Consider the following 15,044-nt stretch of genomic DNA (forward strand, 5'->3'; position numbering starts at 1 on the left):
TTCAGGAGTGCGCCCCCGTCAGTGCGCTCCCATTTGTGCGCTCCCACCGCCGAGCCAGCGCCACTGGCTTGTATCCTTGCCCCATGGAGCCAATTGGGCGTGGGGATGCAGCATCCGCGGACCGCACCGGCCTGGTGGCACCCAGGCACGGGTATGTGCTCGCGCTGCTGGTCCTGATCGGGGCGCTGGTACTGGTGCTGTCGGCCTGGCGGATCGCCCGGGAACGCGAGCTGCGCGCGGCGGAAGAGGTCTTCGTGAGCCGCACGGCCGAAGTCGTCGACCGCATGCGCAGCCGCATCGTGAATTACGAACTGGTCGCCCGCGGGGGCACGGCGCTGTTCGCTTCGGTCGCGCGCCCCACACCGCGGCAGTGGGCCGATTACGTCGAGAGCCTGGACCTGGGGACGCGCTTTCCCTCGCTCACCGGCCTGGGCTATGCCGGACTGGTGACCAACAACCGGCTGGACGAGCTGCAGATCGAATGGCGGAGCCTGGGCTACGGCCAGCTGCAGATCCATCCACGTGGGATGCGCGACCTCTACGGCCCCACGCTGTTCCTCGAACCGCGCACCGCGGACAACATGGCGGCGATCGGCGGCGACATGCTGACCCAGCCCAGCCTGCAGCAGCCGATGCTGGCCGCGCGCGATTCGGGCGAAGCGCGACTGACCGCCCCGCTGCGCGCGGCGGTGGGCGGGCCTTCGGCATTGGTGCTGTTCGTGCCGGTGTACGAGCCGGGCCGACGCCCCGACCAGCGCGCGGCAAGGGTGGCGTCCATGCGCGGCTGGATCTACCTCCCGTTCGACGTGCAGCGGTTCGTGCAGACCTCGCTGGCCGGCCAGTATTCGGACCTGTCCTTCCGGCTCGTGGATGCCACCGGTGGCGGCGAGATCGATCTGTTCACGCATGCGGCCCCGAGCGTCGTGCCGGCGTTCCGGCATCGCCGCACCATGGACGTGTATGGACGCCAGTGGCGTCTTGAATTCGACTCCGCACCGCTGGCCCTGGCCGCGCCGCGCGTGCGCGCGCTGGAGAACATGCTCGCGCTGGGCCTGGTGGCCAGCCTGCTGCTGTACGGGATGGTGCTGGCGCTGGCGCGGACCGAAGGGCGCGCGCAGGTGATCGCACAGCGGCTGACGGAGGATTACCGCCGCAGCGAGCAGCGCTTCCGCAGCTCCATGCAGTATTCGGCGATCGGCACCGCCCTGCTGGACAACGACGGCCGCATCGTCGAGGCGAACGCCGCGCTCGGACGCATCGTGGGTCGCCCGGCGCATTCCCTGATAGGGCAGCCATTGCAGGCGCTGTTCGAGGACTTCGACCGGCCGCTGGCGCCCGACGACGAGGAGGTGTCATCCACCGACGGCCCGGGCGTGCGCCGCATGACCCGTCACCTGCACCGGGAGGGCGACCTGCCACGCCAGGCGCAGCTGACCTTCGCACCCGTGCCGGGCAACGTGGGGCAGGACCTGGCGGGGCTGGTGCAGGTCGAGGACGTGACCGACCGCGTGCGCGCCCAGGCGCGGGTGCAGGCGCTCAACCGGACGCTGGAGGCGCGCGTGGAGCTGCGCACGCGCGAGCTGAGCCAGGCCAACCAGGAACTGGAGTCCTTCGCCTACAGCGTCTCGCACGACCTGCGTGCGCCGCTGCGCGCGATCGAAGGCTTCAGCCGGGTGCTGCAGGAGCGCTACTCCGACCGCCTGGACGAGGCCGGCCACGATTACCTCGGGCGCGTGCGCAAGGCGGCGGGGCGGATGGGCGAGCTGATCGACGCGATCCTGGTCATATCGCGCCTCGGCCGGGCGGAGATCCGGCACGAGCCGGTGGACCTGAGCAGGATCGCCGTGGAGGTGCTGGACGAGCTGCGCATGGGCGACCGTGATCGCGTGGTCGAGGTGCGCATCGCGCCCGGGCTGGAGGCCAATGGCGACGCGACGCTGCTGCGCAACCTGCTGGGCAACCTGCTGGGCAACGCGTGGAAGTTCACCCGCGACCGCGAGCACGCGGTCATCGAATTCGCGTCGGTCTCCCACCCGACGGGAGAGCGCGAGTATTACGTGCGCGACAACGGGGCCGGATTCGCCCAGGCGTACTCCGACAAACTGTTCCGGCCGTTCCAGCGCCTGCATTCGCCCAGCGATTTCGCCGGCCATGGCATCGGGCTGGCGTCGGTGAAGCGCATCATCGAGCGGCACGGCGGGTCGATCCGCGCCGAGGGCCGCGAAGGGGAGGGCGCGGTGTTCTACTTCACGCTGCCCTAGGCACGCACGGGCGTGGCCCGTGCCCGTGTACCGGGTTCACGCGTCCTTGTTGTGGCGACGCATCACGCGTTGCTTCTCGCGGTCCCAGTCGCGTTCCTTGCTCGCCTCGCGCTTGTCGTGCGACTGCTTGCCCTTGGCCAGGGCGACTTCGGCCTTGACCTTGTTGCCTTTCCAGTACAGCGCCGTGGGCACCACGGTGTAGCTGTCGCGCTGCACGCGGCCGATCAGGGTGTCGATTTCGCGCCGGTGCAACAGCAGCTTGCGGCTGCGGCGGTCGTTGGTCACCACATGGGTCGAGGCGGAGATCAGCGGGGTGATCTGCGCACCCACCAGGAACATCTCGCCCTTGAGCACCACCGCGTAGGCCTCGGTGATGTTGGCCCGCCCGGCGCGGATGGCCTTGAGTTCCCAGCCTTCCAGCGACAGGCCCGCCTCGAAGCGGTCCTCCAGGTGGTATTCGTGGCGTGAGCGCTTGTTCAGGGCAATCGTCCCGCCGGCGCCCTTTCCTTTATCCTTGCCTGTCTTGCTGCTTGAATTCTTTGCCATCGCGTCATTGTCGCCGATGCCACGGCTGCGTGCGAACCGGTCCCGCCCATGCCCACGATCCGCCGCTCCGCCCTGGTCGAACACTCCGCCGCGCGCATGTTCGCGCTGGTCAACGACGTGGCCGCCTACCCGCGGCGGTTCGACTGGTGCGAGCAGGCGCAGGTGCTGGAGGCTGACGACACCCACATGGTGGCCCGGCTCGACCTGGGCCTGGGCGCGCTGCGGACCTGGTTCACCACGCACAACGCGCTGAGCCCGCCGCACCACATCGACCTGAAGCTGGTCGATGGGCCATTCCGCCGGCTGTCGGGGCGCTGGGAGTTCCACGCCCTGGACGAGTCGGCGTGCAAGGTGACCCTCACCCTGGAGTTCGAGCCGTCGATGAAGCTGCTGGGGCCGGCGTTCGCGCTGGGTTTCCAGAGCCTGGCCGACCGGATGGTCGACGATTTCGTGAAGGTGGCCGATTCCCCCGAGGAAACCACGCCATGAAGGTCCAGCTGCTGCGCGCCTCGCCGCGACGCTTCGACGAAGTGTGGCTGGACCTGCCCCAAGGCGCCCGCGTCGCCGATGCCCTGGTGGCGGCCGGCTGGAGTGACGACCCGGAAGTGGTCGGCCATGCGGTCTTCGGCCAGCGCGTGGACCGGGCCAGCGTGCTGCACGAGGGCGACCGGCTGGAACTGCTGCGGCCGCTGCAGGCCGATCCCAAGCAGGCCCGCCGCGAGCGCGTCGAGGAAGCGCGGCGCACGCAGGGCAGGCGATAGCAGACCGGCGAAAGCGGGCGGCGAAAGCGGGCAGGATCGGGCAGGGATCGCGCGGCGGCCGCACAAACAAAAACGGAGCCCGAGGGCTCCGTTTTTTCCTGCAGCGCGGGCCGGATCAGCGGCCGCGCTTCTTGTCCTTGTCCTTGGCCAGGTTGCGCCCGAACTGCCGCGGCGCGGACTTGGCCAGCGCCTCGTCCTGCTCGGGGAAGTAGTCGCCTTCCCAGCGGGCCAGGCCTTCGCCCTCGAAGTACACCGTGAGGTTCTTGATCTCGGTATGGCCGGTGCGTCCGGTGCGCTGGGTGGCGGTGTAGTCCCAGCGATCGTGGTGGAACGGATCGGAGATCGACGGCGTGCCCAGCAGCAGCATCACCTGCTGCCGGCTCATGCCCGCCTGGAGCTGGTCGACGTTCGACTTCTCAAGTAGGTTGCCCTCGTAGATGGGCTGCTTGTAGAGGATGCCGCAACCGGCGGTGAGCAGGGCAAGGCAGGAGATGAGCAGAAGCTTTCGCATGGGGTTTTCGCGACTGGCGGGACGGCCGGATCAGTCGCCGATGATACACTGAACCCATTGCAGCGCGGCTTGGCCGCGCCCGCGTTCATTCACCATTGCGGGCGCCCCGGACTGCGCGCCAGGCCGTGCCGCAGTTGGCGGAACGACGGCCGCGGCCGGTTCGACGCCCGCGTCATGGGAGCTTCAATGGAATCGCAAGACCTCCGCAACGCTGGTCTGAAAGTCACCCATCCGCGCCTGCGGATCCTGGAACTGCTCGAACAGGCCAAGCCCCGGCACATGACGGCCGAGGACATCTACCGACACCTGCTCGAGCACGGCGAAGACATCGGCCTGGCCACGGTCTATCGCGTCCTGACCCAGTTCGAGGCGGCGGGCCTGGTGCTCAAGCACAACTTCGAGGCCGGCCAGTCGGTGTACGAACTGGACCGCGGACACCACCACGACCACATGGTCGACATCGACAGCGGCAGGATCACCGAGTTCGAGAGCCCCGAGATCGAGGAACTGCAGCGCAAGATCGCCGCGGCCCACGGGTACGACATCGAGGAGCACTCGCTCGTGCTGTACGTGAGGAAGAAGAAGTAGCAGCAGCCGGGGCGCGCCGATAACGGAGCGCGCCCGCCAGCGCGTTGCAGTCACTGATGCTCCTGCCTGCCCGGACAGTGTCGCCTCATGCACTGCCCTGGATCGTCCGGTCCCTGTCCCGATGCCGGCGCTCCCCGCGCTCGGGTCGTTACTCCACGTCCGCCAGCAGGCGCTTTGCAGCCGCACGCGCCTCGCGCGTCATCTCCACGCCGCCGAGCATCCGCGCCAGTTCTTCCTCACGCTGCTTCGCATCCAGCCGCGTGACGGCGCTCTGGGTCACGCCCTGGCTGGCGGCCTTGCTCACCCGGTAATGCGCGTGGCCCTGCGCCGCGACCTGCGGCAGGTGGGTGACGCACAGCACCTGGCGCGAAGCGCCCAGCGCCCGCAGTTTCTGCCCCACGATCTCGGCCACGCCGCCGCCGATGCCCGAATCGACCTCGTCGAAGACCATCGTCGGCACGGCGTCCAGGCCCAGCGCGGCCACTTCTATCGCCAGCGAAATGCGCGACAGCTCGCCGCCGGATGCGACCTTGCGCAGGGGCCGCGCGGGTTGGCCGGGATTGGCGGCCACCAGGAATTCGACGCGCTCGCCGCCCTGCGGGTCCGGCCGCTCGGTTTCGATGGGTTCGAAAGCCACCTCGAAGCGTCCCCCGCCCATGCCCAGTTCGCCGATGAGGGCGCTGGTGGCGTCCGAAAGCGAGGCGCCCGCGCTGCGCCGGACCGCGCCCAGGGCATCGGCTGCCGTGCGCCAGCGGCCGCGCGCCTGGGCGATCTCGCCGTCCAGGCCGGCCAGGCGTGCATCGGCGCCCCGCAGCGTGTCCAGTTCGGTGGCGATCGTGTCGCGTTGTTCGGCCAGCTGCTCGGGCGGGACGCGGTGCTTGCGCGAGAGTTCGTGGATGCGGCCCAGGCGGCGCTCGAGGACGGCGAACGCGTCCGGGTCGACTTCCAGGTCGCTGCGCACGCGATCGAGCAGCGACAACGCCTCGTCGATCTGGATGGCGGCGTTGTCGAGCATGCCGTCGACTTCGCCCAGGCGGGGCTCGTGTTCGGCCACGTGCTGCAGCTCGCTGCGGACCTGGTTGAGCGCGCTGGACAGCGAAGGGCCCTCGTCCCCGCCCAGGCGGGTGAAAGCGCCCTCGCAGGCGGCGATCAGCGCCGCGGCGTGCGCGTGCCGGCGGTGGTCGGCGTTCAACTTGCCCAGCGATTCGGGTTCCAGCGTTTCGCGGTCCAGTTCGTCGAACTGGTGCTGCAGCCAGCCCATCCGATCGGTGACGTCGCCCTTGGCGAGCAGGGCTTCGCGTTCGCGCAGCAGGGACGCCCACTGGTGGGCCGCCTGTTCCACCGCGGCGCGCTGCGGTTCGCAACGGGCGTAGGCGTCCAGCAGGCTGAGCTGGCTGGCGCGGGTCAGCAGCGCCTGGTGCTCGTGCTGCCCGTGGATTTCCACCAGCAGGCCGGCCAGGTCGGTCAGCTGGGCCACCGTGACGGGGCGACCGTTGATCCACGCCCGCGAACCGCCGTCGGCGCGCACCACGCGCCGGACCTGGCAGTCGTTGTCTTCGTCCAGTTCGTTCTCGCGCAGCCATGCGCGCGCCGGCGATGCATCGTCCAGCACGAACTGCGCGGTGAGCTCCGCCCGCTGGGCGCCATGCCGCACCGCGCCGCTGTCCGCGCGCAGCCCGGACAGCAGCCCGAGGGCGTCGACCAGCAGCGACTTGCCCGCGCCGGTCTCGCCGGAAATGACGGTCAGTCCGGGGCCGAAGTCCAGCTCTGCGCTGCTGACGACGGCGAAATCCTTGATGGCGAGGTGGGCGAGCATAGGGGCGGATTGTGCCTTGGCCGGTGCGGCCGGAGTAGCCGGGAGAGTTTGCCGGTGGGGCGCGATGGCGCGCAGCCTCGCGTGGGGCCGTCTCACGGGGCGATACGGCGGCCCGCCGCATGGCTTCGCGCCGCAGGCTGGCAGACGACGACAGATCCTCGCTCTCCCCCGAAGGTTCCGGAGCGCTTCCGGGGGCGCACCTGTCATCCAGGGACCTCGCTTCAGAGTCAGCCGCTAGCCCTCCCGCAGTTTCCGGAAGGCAATCCGTATTCCCCCAAGGTGCTTTCGCCTTCGCGGAGACGATTCCGGCTTCCGGAAGGCCGTGGCGGATTCCGGAAGGCCGAAACGGTATTCCCGAAGACCGTTTTTGCCTTCGCGAATACGAATTCCGGCTTCCGGAAGGCTGTGGCGGATTCCGGAAGGCCGAAACGGTATTCCCGAAGACCGTTTTTGCCTTCGCGAATACCAATTCCGGCTTCCGGAAGGCTGTGGCGGATTCCCGAAGGCCGAATCGGTATTCCCGAAGACCGTTTTTGCCTTCGCGAAGACGAATTCCGGCTTCCGGAAGGCTGTGGAGGACTCCGGAAGGCTGTGGAGGACTCCGGAAGGCTGTGGAGGACTCCGGAAGGCTGCGGAGGATTCCGGAAGGCTGTGGAGCATTCCGGAAGGCCGTGGAGCATTCCGGAAGGCCGTGGAGGATTCCGGAAGGCCGTGGAGCATTCCGGAAGGCCGTACCGATATGCCCTGGGCGCGGCCCGCCTGCGCGGCGGGCGGGGTTCGGCAGATCGCCGGGCTCCCGAAGCTGCGGTGTCCTGGCGCGCCCGTGCGCGGCGTTCAGGCGAACGCCCCTGGAAGGCTGAAGCAGCCATTCCGGTCCGTCCCGGCGGCCGCGCCGTCCTTGCACCCGGCTGTCCCGGCCCGTATATCCACCGCATGGCCCGCCATCCCGCCGACATCGCCAACCTCGACCCGCGGGCCCGCCACCTGCTGCGGACGCTCATCGGCCGCTACATCCAGAGTGGTGAACCGGTCGGGTCGCAGACGCTGGCCCGCCATGCCGGCCTGGATGTCAGCCCCGCGACCATCCGCAACATCCTGTCGGACCTGGAGGAGATCGGGCTGCTCAGCGCCCCGCACGCCTCAGCCGGGCGCATCCCCACCGCCCAGGGCTACCGGCTGTTCGTCGATTCCCTGCTGCAGGTCCGGCCGCTGCCGGAGGGCGAGATGACCCGGCTGCGCAACGAACTGCCGGCCGGGTCGGGCATCCAGTCCCTGCTGGGCAATGCCTCCGAACTGTTGTCGGCGATGACCCATTTCGTCGGCGTGGTGAGCGTGCCGCGCCGCGAGCAGTTCGCGTTCCGCCGGATCGAGTTCGTGCCGATCGACGGGCTGCGCGTGCTGGCCATCCTGGTGTTCGCCGACAACGAAGTGCAGAACCGCATCATCCAGACGCGGCGCCCCTTCGATGCGGGCGAGCTCGAACGGGTGGGCAACTACCTCAACACCCATTTCGCCGGCCGCACCGTGGCCGACATCCGGGCCCACCTGGTGCGCGAACTGCGCAACGCCCGCGACGAGATGGACGTGCTGCTGTCCCAGTCGATGGAGCTGGCCGAGCAGGTGCTCGCGCCCACGCACGACGACATGGTGCTGGCCGGCCAGACCCGCCTGATGGGCGTGCAGGACCTGGCCGACGTGGACCGGCTGCGCGAGCTGTTCGAGGCCTTCGCCCGCAAGCGCGAGATCCTCCAGCTGCTCGAGCGGACGGTGCGCGCCCCGGGCGTGCGCATCTTCATCGGAGAGGAAACCGGGCTCGCCCCGCTGGAAGGCATGTCGCTGGTCAGCGCGCCCTATACCGCCGGCGGACAGGTGCTGGGCGTGCTGGGCGTCATCGGCCCCTCGCGCATGGCCTACGAGCGGGTGATCCCGGTGGTGCAGGCCGCGGCCCAGGCGCTGGGTGCGGCGATCCAGCCGGACCCGACCTGAGCCGGGCACGATCCGGTACGGCAGCATTCGCCGGGCGAGATCCTCTCGGCACCGCCGGCATGACCCGGCACGACCCGGCACGATCCTGTCGGCACGATCCGGCCCTGCACGATCGGGCCCGGCATGCCGCCGGCTGCTTCCGGCCGGCCGCGCCGTGATCCGGGCTGATCGCAGGCGGACAGTTGAAAGCGCTCGGGGCGGGCCCCATACGGGCTGGGTTGCGAAACCCTCGCGTAAGGACGAGCCCGCCCACGATGACCACCGAACCGATCCAGGACCCCTCCGAAGCGACCGCCGAGCAGGAGGCCAACCCCCTGCAGGCGCAGCTCGACGCGGCCCTCGCCGAACTCGAACAGCTCCGTAATGAATCGCTGCGCGAGCGCGCCGAACTCGACAACCAGCGCAAGCGCCTGGCCCGCGACATCGAGATGGCCCGCAAGTTCGCCAACGAGCGCCTGCTCGGCGCGCTGCTGCCCGTCATCGACAGCCTGGAAGCCGGCCTGGCCGTGCAGGGCGACACCGCCGCGCACCTGCGCGAAGGCATGGAGCTGACGATGCGCCAGCTGCTCAAGGTCGCCGGCGACAACGGCCTGGTGATGGTCGACCCGGTCGGCCAGCCCTTCAATCCCGACCACCACCAGGCCATGAGCATGGTCGACAGCCCGAGCCACGCCCCGGGCCAGGTCGTCCAGGTCTACCAGAAGGGCTGGCTGCTCAATGACCGGCTGTTGCGGCCGGCGCTGGTGACCGTCCGCGGGGACTGAGCCGGCGGCTGAAGCCGGGGCAGGCGCCGCACGCCGGACGCTTGAACTACCCGGCCGCGACCCCAGATAGCGCTCAGGCGGTCACGACCGCAGCACGACACACCAGCTCACGCACACAAGATTCGCAAGAGGATTCCACCATGGCAAAGATCATCGGCATCGACCTGGGCACGACCAACTCGTGCGTGGCGATCATGGAAGGCGGCAAGGCCCGCGTCATCGAAAACGCCGAAGGCGATCGCACGACCCCGTCGATCGTCGCCTTCACCAAGGACGGCGAAGTGCTGGTCGGCGCCTCGGCCAAGCGCCAGGCCGTGACCAACCCCAAGAACACCTTCTACGCGGTGAAGCGCCTGATCGGCCGCAAGTTCACCGACGCCGAAGTGCAGAAGGACATCGGCCTGGTCCCGTACAAGATCACCCAGCACGACAACGGCGATGCGTGGGTGGAAACGGCCGACGGCAAGAAGATGGCCCCGCAGCAGATCTCGGCCGAAGTGCTGGCCAAGATGAAGAAGACCGCCGAGGCCTACCTGGGCGAGACGGTCACCGAAGCGGTCATCACCGTGCCGGCCTACTTCAACGACAGCCAGCGCCAGGCCACCAAGGACGCCGGCAAGATCGCCGGCCTGGACGTCAAGCGCATCATCAACGAGCCCACCGCGGCCGCGCTGGCCTACGGCATGGACAAGAAGGGCGGCGACCGCAAGGTGGCCGTGTACGACCTGGGCGGCGGCACCTTCGACGTGTCGATCATCGAGATCGCCTCGGTCGACGGCGAGATGCAGGTCGAGGTGCTGTCCACCAACGGCGACACCTTCCTGGGTGGCGAGGACTTCGACAAGCGCGTCATCGACTACCTCGTGGAGGAGTTCAGCAAGGACCAGGGCATCGACCTGCGCAAGGACCACCTCGCGCTGCAGCGCCTGAAGGACGCCGCCGAGCGGGCCAAGATCGAGCTGTCGTCCGCGCAGCACACCGAGGTGAACCTGCCCTACGTCACCGCCGACGCCTCCGGTCCCAAGCACCTCAACATCAAGTTGACGCGCGCCAAGCTGGAGTCGCTGGTCGAAGACCTGGTCCGCAAGACGATCGAACCCTGCCGCATCGCCCTCAACGATGCCGGCCTGCGTGCGTCCGACATCGCCGAGGTGATCCTGGTCGGCGGCCAGACCCGCATGCCCAAGGTGCAGCAGGCGGTGACCGAGTTCTTCGGCAAGGAACCGCGCAAGGACGTCAACCCGGACGAGGCCGTGGCCGTCGGCGCGGCGATCCAGGGCGGCGTGCTGCAGGGCGACGTCAAGGACGTGCTGCTGCTCGACGTGACCCCGCTGTCGCTGGGCATCGAGACCCTGGGCGGCGTGTTCACCAAGATCATCGAGAAGAACACCACGGTGCCGACCAAGGCCTCGCAGACCTTCTCCACCGCCGAGGACAACCAGTCCGCGGTCACCGTGCACGTGCTGCAGGGTGAGCGCGAACAGGCCCGCTACAACAAGTCGCTGGCGCGCTTCGACCTGTCGGGCATCGAGCCCTCGCCGCGCGGCCTGCCGCAGATCGAGGTCTCCTTCGACATCGACGCCAACGGCATCGTGCACGTGACGGCCAAGGACAAGAAGACCGGCAAGGAGCAGAAGGTCGAGATCAAGGCCGGCTCGGGCCTGTCCGAGGACGAGATCCAGAAGATGGTCGCCGACGCCGAGGCCCACCGCGAGGAGGACAAGAAGTTCCACGACCTCGTGCAGGCGCGCAACCAGGCCGACGGCCTGATCCACACCGCGCGCGGCGCCATCAAGGACAACGGCGACAAGGTGCCGGGCGACGTGATCGGCCGCACCGAGGGCGCGATCGCCGAGCTGGAAACGGCGATGAAGGGCGACGACCAGGGCCAGATCGAGGCCAAGTCCAAGGCGCTGGAGGAAGCCGCGCAGGCGCTGTTCGCCGCGGCCGCGGCGGCGGGCCAGCCGGGTCCCGACATGGGCGCCGGCGCCGCCGGTGCCGCGCCGCAGGACGACGTGGTGGACGCGGAGTTCACCGAAGTCCGCGACGAAGACAAGAAGTAAGCGCAACGGGACCCGCGCCCGGGCATCGAAGGAGCAACGCCTCGGCTTGCTCCTTCGGTCTTTCTGCCGCCGGCCCCGCGGTGCGCTCGCGGCGGTTCCGCCCCCGGCGGTCCGCTCCGGGTGCGCGCCACCGACCCGATCGATCAATCCCCCCAGGTTCCTGAAATTCCGGCATGAGCAAGCGCGACTACTACGAAGTCCTGGGCGTGGCCCGTGACGCCAGCGAGGAAGACCTCAAGAAGGCCTACCGTCGCTGCGCGATGAAGTACCACCCCGACCGCAATCCCGGCGACCACGCCGCGGAGGCTTCGTTCAAGGAGTCCAAGGAGGCCTACGAGGTGCTGTCGGACGGCGGCAAGCGCCGCATGTACGACCAGCATGGCCACGCCGCGTTCGAGCACGGCATGGGCGGCGGCGGCCAGGGGCCGGGCTACGCCGACATGGGCGACATCTTCGGCGACATCTTCGGCAACATCTTCGGCGGCGGCGCGGCGCGCGGCCAGCCGCGGCGCGGCGCCGACATCGGCTACGTGATGGAGCTGTCGCTGGAAGAAGCCGTGGGCGGCATCGACAAGCAGATCGAGATCCCCACGCTCGACGAATGCGAAACCTGCAAGGGCTCGGGCTCGGCCGACGGCAAGCTCGACAACTGCGGAACCTGCCAGGGCCGCGGCCAAGTGCGCTTCCAGCGCGGCATCTTCTCCATGCAGCAGACCTGCCCGCATTGCGGCGGTCGCGGCAAGACCATCACCAGCCCCTGCGGCGACTGCCACGGCCAGGGGCGGCTGGAACGCACCAAGACGCTGCAGGTCAAGATCCCGGCCGGCGTCGACAACGGCGACCGCATCCGCCTGGCGGGCGAGGGCGAGGCGGGCCCGGCCGGTTCGCCGCCCGGTGACCTGTACGTGGAAGTGCGCGTGCGCCCGCACGACATCTTCGAGCGCGACGGCGACGACCTGCATTGCGAAGTCCCGATCCGCATCTCGCAGGCGGCCCTGGGCGACAGCGTCCGCGTGCCCACGCTGGAGGGCGACGTGGAACTGCGCATCCCGGCCGAGACGCAGAGCGGCAAGCAGTTCCGCCTGCGCGACAAGGGCGTGCGCTCCGTGCGCAGCCGCGCCCCCGGCGACCTGTATTGCCGCGTCGTGGTCGAAACCCCCGTCAACCTCACGCCCGAACAGCGCGCCTTGCTGGAGCAGTTCGAGGCGACCTTCGTGGGCGACGGCGCGCGCCGGCATTCGCCGCGCGCATCGACCTTCCTCGATGGCGTGAAAGGGTTCTGGGACCGGATGACGTCCTGAGCCCGGCGCCGGTGCCGGATCCCGCGCCGGCGCACCAGTCCACCTCCCCCGGATCCGGCATGTGGCCGGCGCGTGGGGCGCGACACTTGATAACCTTTCGCCGCGCGGATCTGGCGCGCGCCCTTTCCGGGGCGCGTGTTCCGGACCGCCCATGCCGGGCGCGCACGACTCGCGGGTGCCGGCGTCAACTTTCCAGGGGATGCAATCGATGAAATTCGTGAATTTCCGCTGGCTTGGCCTGGCGGCCGGGCTGGCCTGCGCCAGCGCCGTGGCTGCCGAACCGGCCAAGCCGGCCTAGCCGGCCGAACCGGCCAAGCCGGTCGAGCTGTTCGTCAAGACCCAGCGCTACAACGTCGCCTACACGATCAATGCCGACGGCTCCTACGTGGAAGACCGCGAGTGGGCCGTGCAGATCGTCAAGGAGCAGGCGGTCGACTACATGAAGGACACCTCGATCTCCTACAGCACGAGCATCCAGAAGGCGGACGTGATCTCCGCCTATACGCTCAAGGCCGACGGGCGCCGGATCGACGTGCCCAAGGCCAACTTCCAGGTCGAAACCAACGGCGGCAAGGGCGACGGCGGTCCGGCGTTCTCCGACCGCACCACCATGACGGTGGTCTTCCCGGAGCTGGCGGTGAATGACACCGTCGTCTTCGCCTATCGCCTGACCGGCAGCCAGCCGGTGTTCGAGCGTCACTTCTCCACGGTCGAGAACTTCAATCCCTCGACCTACTACGGCGACGTGCGGATGAAGATCGACGCGCCCGAGACCATGCCGGCGCGGTACGAGGCGTGGCAGCTGAAGGAAGCGCGCAATGCCGTGGCGAACGGCCGCCGGGTCATCGAATGGACCTGGCAGAACCGCGCACCGATGGAAAGCACGCGCAAGGACTGGTCGGTGTATGAACTCGGCCAGGCCCCGGGTCTGGCGTACTCGACGTTCCCCGACTACGCCAGCATCGCCGATGCCTACGGTGCGCGCGCGCTGCCCAAGGCGGCGGTGACCCCGCGCATCCAGAAGCTGGCCGACGAAGTCGCCGCCGGCCGCACGGGCACGCGCGAGATCGCGCACGCGCTGTACGACTGGGTGGCCACGGAGATCTCCTACGCCGGCAACTGCATCGGACTGGGCGCGGTGGTGCCGCGCGACACCGATTTCGTGCTCGACAACCGCATGGGCGACTGCAAGGACCACGCCACGCTGCTGCAGGCCATGCTCGCGGCCAAGGGCATCCGCAGCCAGCAGGCACTGATCAACGCCGGCAATTCCTACGGCCTGCCGAAGATCCCGGTGGTCTCGATGGTCAACCACGTGATCACCTACATCCCCGAGCTGGACATGTACCTGGATTCCACCTCGTCGGACACGCCCTTCGGCAGCGTGCCGCCCTCCAGCGCGGGCAAGCCCGTGCTCCTGGTCGACGGTTACCGCGACGGGTCGCGCACCCCGCCCATGCCGGTGGGCCGCAACCGGCAGGTGCAGTCCACGCACCTGAAGGTGCTGGCCGACGGTTCGGTCGAAGGCGACATGACCGTGAAGCTGGCGGGCATGTACGGCGCCGCCTCGCGCGCCGGGCTGCGCGAGGTGACCGAGCAGCAGCGCCAGGAGATGGTGAAGAACTACTTCGAGCGCAGCGGTCACGAGGGCAGCGGCAGCATCGAGTGGGACGACGCCAAGGCCTTGGCCGACAGCCACCGCTACAGCGCGAAGTTCCAGGTCAAGGAACTGCTCCCGGTCCCCGGCGCCTTCCAGGTGGACGCGCCGTTCTTCAGCGCCGGCGGCGTGGCGCGCTTCGCGGCGGGCGGCGCGGATGAGGTCGATCCCGACTTCCCCAGCGCGTGCACCAGCGGTTATGCGGAGGAAGAGTTCACCTATGAATTCGCGCCGGAACTGAAAGTCCTGGCCGTGCCGTCGAACCTCAAGCTCGCCAATGACCTGATCAGCTACGAGGCCAGCTACGAGCTGGACGGCAACCGCTTGAAGGTGCGCCGCGTGATCGACGACCGCACGCCCGGTCCGACCTGCGCGCCGGCCGTCAATGCGGCCAACCAGGCGCTGCTGAAGAAGGTGCTGTCCAACCTGAAGTCGCAGGTGGTGTACGGGACGAATTGAGGGGGGCGGGTCCGGGTCTGTCTGATGGCGTGGCAACCGGGACCGTCCCAGCCTGTCCGGCCTGCGCAGTGCGCGGCGGCTCGATCGGGTGCTCCTTCGCTTTGAGGGGCACCTGGCGCGGCCCCGCCTGTCAGGGCTGCGCAGCGCGCGGCGGCGCGTTCGGGGGCTTCCACGCTTTGAGGGGCACCTGGCGCGGCTGCGCAGCGCGCGGCGGCGCGTTTGGGGGCTGCTTTGCGTTGAGGGGCACCTGGCGCGGCTACGCAGCGCGCGGCGGCGCGATTGGGCGCTGCCACGCTCTCAGCAGAACCTGGCGCGCCCTTGCAACAAACCC

12 protein-coding genes are annotated in these 15,044 nt (G+C 69.2%); 9 read left to right on the top strand and 3 right to left on the bottom strand.

Translation table 11 applies throughout. The features are described 5' to 3' along the window. Positions 1-134: 134 nt before the first annotated feature. On the top strand, positions 135-2,261 hold the full coding sequence (locus I8J32_RS12285; protein WP_200612572.1) for a CHASE domain-containing protein: 2,127 nt from the start codon (positions 135-137) through the stop codon (positions 2,259-2,261). Between the two features lie 36 nt (positions 2,262-2,297). Here I8J32_RS12285 and smpB read toward each other — a convergent pair whose 3' ends face one another. Further along, positions 2,298-2,807, bottom strand: a complete 510-nt coding sequence (gene smpB / locus I8J32_RS12290; RefSeq protein ID WP_207526591.1) for an SsrA-binding protein SmpB — start codon at positions 2,805-2,807, stop codon at positions 2,298-2,300. 48 nt (positions 2,808-2,855) lie between these two features. Between smpB and I8J32_RS12295 the strand changes: the two genes are divergently transcribed. Together I8J32_RS12295 and I8J32_RS12300 are read left to right on the top strand one after the other, a co-directional pair. After that, positions 2,856-3,296 (top strand): type II toxin-antitoxin system RatA family toxin, encoded by a 441-nt coding sequence (locus I8J32_RS12295; protein WP_200612575.1) that lies wholly within the window; start codon positions 2,856-2,858, stop codon positions 3,294-3,296. Then, entirely contained in the window at positions 3,293-3,568 is a 276-nt protein-coding gene (locus tag I8J32_RS12300) for an RnfH family protein (RefSeq protein ID WP_207526592.1), read from the top strand. The genes I8J32_RS12295 and I8J32_RS12300 overlap by 4 nt, the downstream gene beginning before the upstream one ends. Positions 3,569-3,683: 115 nt before the next feature. Here the strand turns inward: I8J32_RS12300 and I8J32_RS12305 are convergent, their stop codons facing one another. After that, complete coding sequence (locus I8J32_RS12305; RefSeq protein ID WP_207526593.1) at positions 3,684-4,079, bottom strand: outer membrane protein assembly factor BamE; 396 nt, start codon at positions 4,077-4,079, stop codon at positions 3,684-3,686. A 186-nt stretch (positions 4,080-4,265) separates the two neighbouring features. Between I8J32_RS12305 and fur the strand changes: the two genes are divergently transcribed. Then, positions 4,266-4,667, top strand: a complete 402-nt coding sequence (gene fur / locus I8J32_RS12310) for a ferric iron uptake transcriptional regulator (RefSeq protein ID WP_200612582.1) — start codon at positions 4,266-4,268, stop codon at positions 4,665-4,667. 148 nt (positions 4,668-4,815) lie between these two features. Here the strand turns inward: fur and recN are convergent, their stop codons facing one another. After that, positions 4,816-6,483: a DNA repair protein RecN gene (gene recN, locus I8J32_RS12315; protein WP_200612584.1), complete on the bottom strand. Its 1,668-nt coding sequence runs from the start codon at positions 6,481-6,483 to the stop codon at positions 4,816-4,818. 933 nt (positions 6,484-7,416) lie between these two features. Between recN and hrcA the strand changes: the two genes are divergently transcribed. The 5 genes from hrcA (at position 7,417) to I8J32_RS12340 (ending at position 14,713) form a co-directional block, all read left to right on the top strand. Then, positions 7,417-8,469 carry a heat-inducible transcriptional repressor HrcA gene (gene hrcA / locus I8J32_RS12320; protein WP_200612586.1) on the top strand — a complete coding sequence of 351 codons (1,053 nt, stop codon included), beginning with the start codon at positions 7,417-7,419 and terminating at the stop codon, positions 8,467-8,469. A gap of 254 nt (positions 8,470-8,723) precedes the next feature. Next, positions 8,724-9,233: a nucleotide exchange factor GrpE gene (gene grpE, locus I8J32_RS12325; RefSeq protein WP_200612588.1), complete on the top strand. Its 510-nt coding sequence runs from the start codon at positions 8,724-8,726 to the stop codon at positions 9,231-9,233. Positions 9,234-9,373: 140 nt separating this feature from the next. Next, the gene (gene dnaK / locus I8J32_RS12330; protein WP_200612590.1) at positions 9,374-11,296 is read left to right on the top strand and encodes a molecular chaperone DnaK; all 1,923 of its coding nucleotides are present in this window, start codon (positions 9,374-9,376) and stop codon (positions 11,294-11,296) included. 173 nt (positions 11,297-11,469) lie between these two features. Further along, on the top strand, positions 11,470-12,597 hold the full coding sequence (dnaJ, locus tag I8J32_RS12335) for a molecular chaperone DnaJ (RefSeq protein ID WP_200612592.1): 1,128 nt from the start codon (positions 11,470-11,472) through the stop codon (positions 12,595-12,597). 385 nt (positions 12,598-12,982) lie between these two features. Then, positions 12,983-14,713, top strand: coding sequence for a DUF3857 domain-containing transglutaminase family protein (locus I8J32_RS12340; protein ID WP_207526594.1), 1,731 nt, complete (start codon positions 12,983-12,985; stop codon positions 14,711-14,713). The last annotated feature ends 331 nt before the right edge of the window (positions 14,714-15,044 follow it).

Source organism: Lysobacter solisilvae (assembly GCF_016613535.2).
In the GTDB taxonomy this organism is placed as follows: Bacteria; Pseudomonadota; Gammaproteobacteria; order Xanthomonadales; family Xanthomonadaceae; genus Agrilutibacter; species Agrilutibacter solisilvae.

What these genes read in the sequence shown, in the direction of transcription:
- smpB (WP_207526591.1), bottom strand. Translation starts at nt 2,807, where the DNA reads ATGGCAAAGAATTCAAGCAGCAAGACAGGCAAGGATAAAGGAAAGGGC.
- I8J32_RS12295 (WP_200612575.1), top strand. Translation starts at nt 2,856, where the DNA reads ATGCCCACGATCCGCCGCTCCGCCCTGGTCGAACACTCCGCCGCGCGC.
- I8J32_RS12300 (WP_207526592.1), top strand. Translation starts at nt 3,293, where the DNA reads ATGAAGGTCCAGCTGCTGCGCGCCTCGCCGCGACGCTTCGACGAAGTG.
- I8J32_RS12305 (WP_207526593.1), bottom strand. Translation starts at nt 4,079, where the DNA reads ATGCGAAAGCTTCTGCTCATCTCCTGCCTTGCCCTGCTCACCGCCGGT.
- fur (WP_200612582.1), top strand. Translation starts at nt 4,266, where the DNA reads ATGGAATCGCAAGACCTCCGCAACGCTGGTCTGAAAGTCACCCATCCG.
- recN (WP_200612584.1), bottom strand. Translation starts at nt 6,483, where the DNA reads ATGCTCGCCCACCTCGCCATCAAGGATTTCGCCGTCGTCAGCAGCGCA.
- hrcA (WP_200612586.1), top strand. Translation starts at nt 7,417, where the DNA reads ATGGCCCGCCATCCCGCCGACATCGCCAACCTCGACCCGCGGGCCCGC.
- grpE (WP_200612588.1), top strand. Translation starts at nt 8,724, where the DNA reads ATGACCACCGAACCGATCCAGGACCCCTCCGAAGCGACCGCCGAGCAG.
- dnaK (WP_200612590.1), top strand. Translation starts at nt 9,374, where the DNA reads ATGGCAAAGATCATCGGCATCGACCTGGGCACGACCAACTCGTGCGTG.
- dnaJ (WP_200612592.1), top strand. Translation starts at nt 11,470, where the DNA reads ATGAGCAAGCGCGACTACTACGAAGTCCTGGGCGTGGCCCGTGACGCC.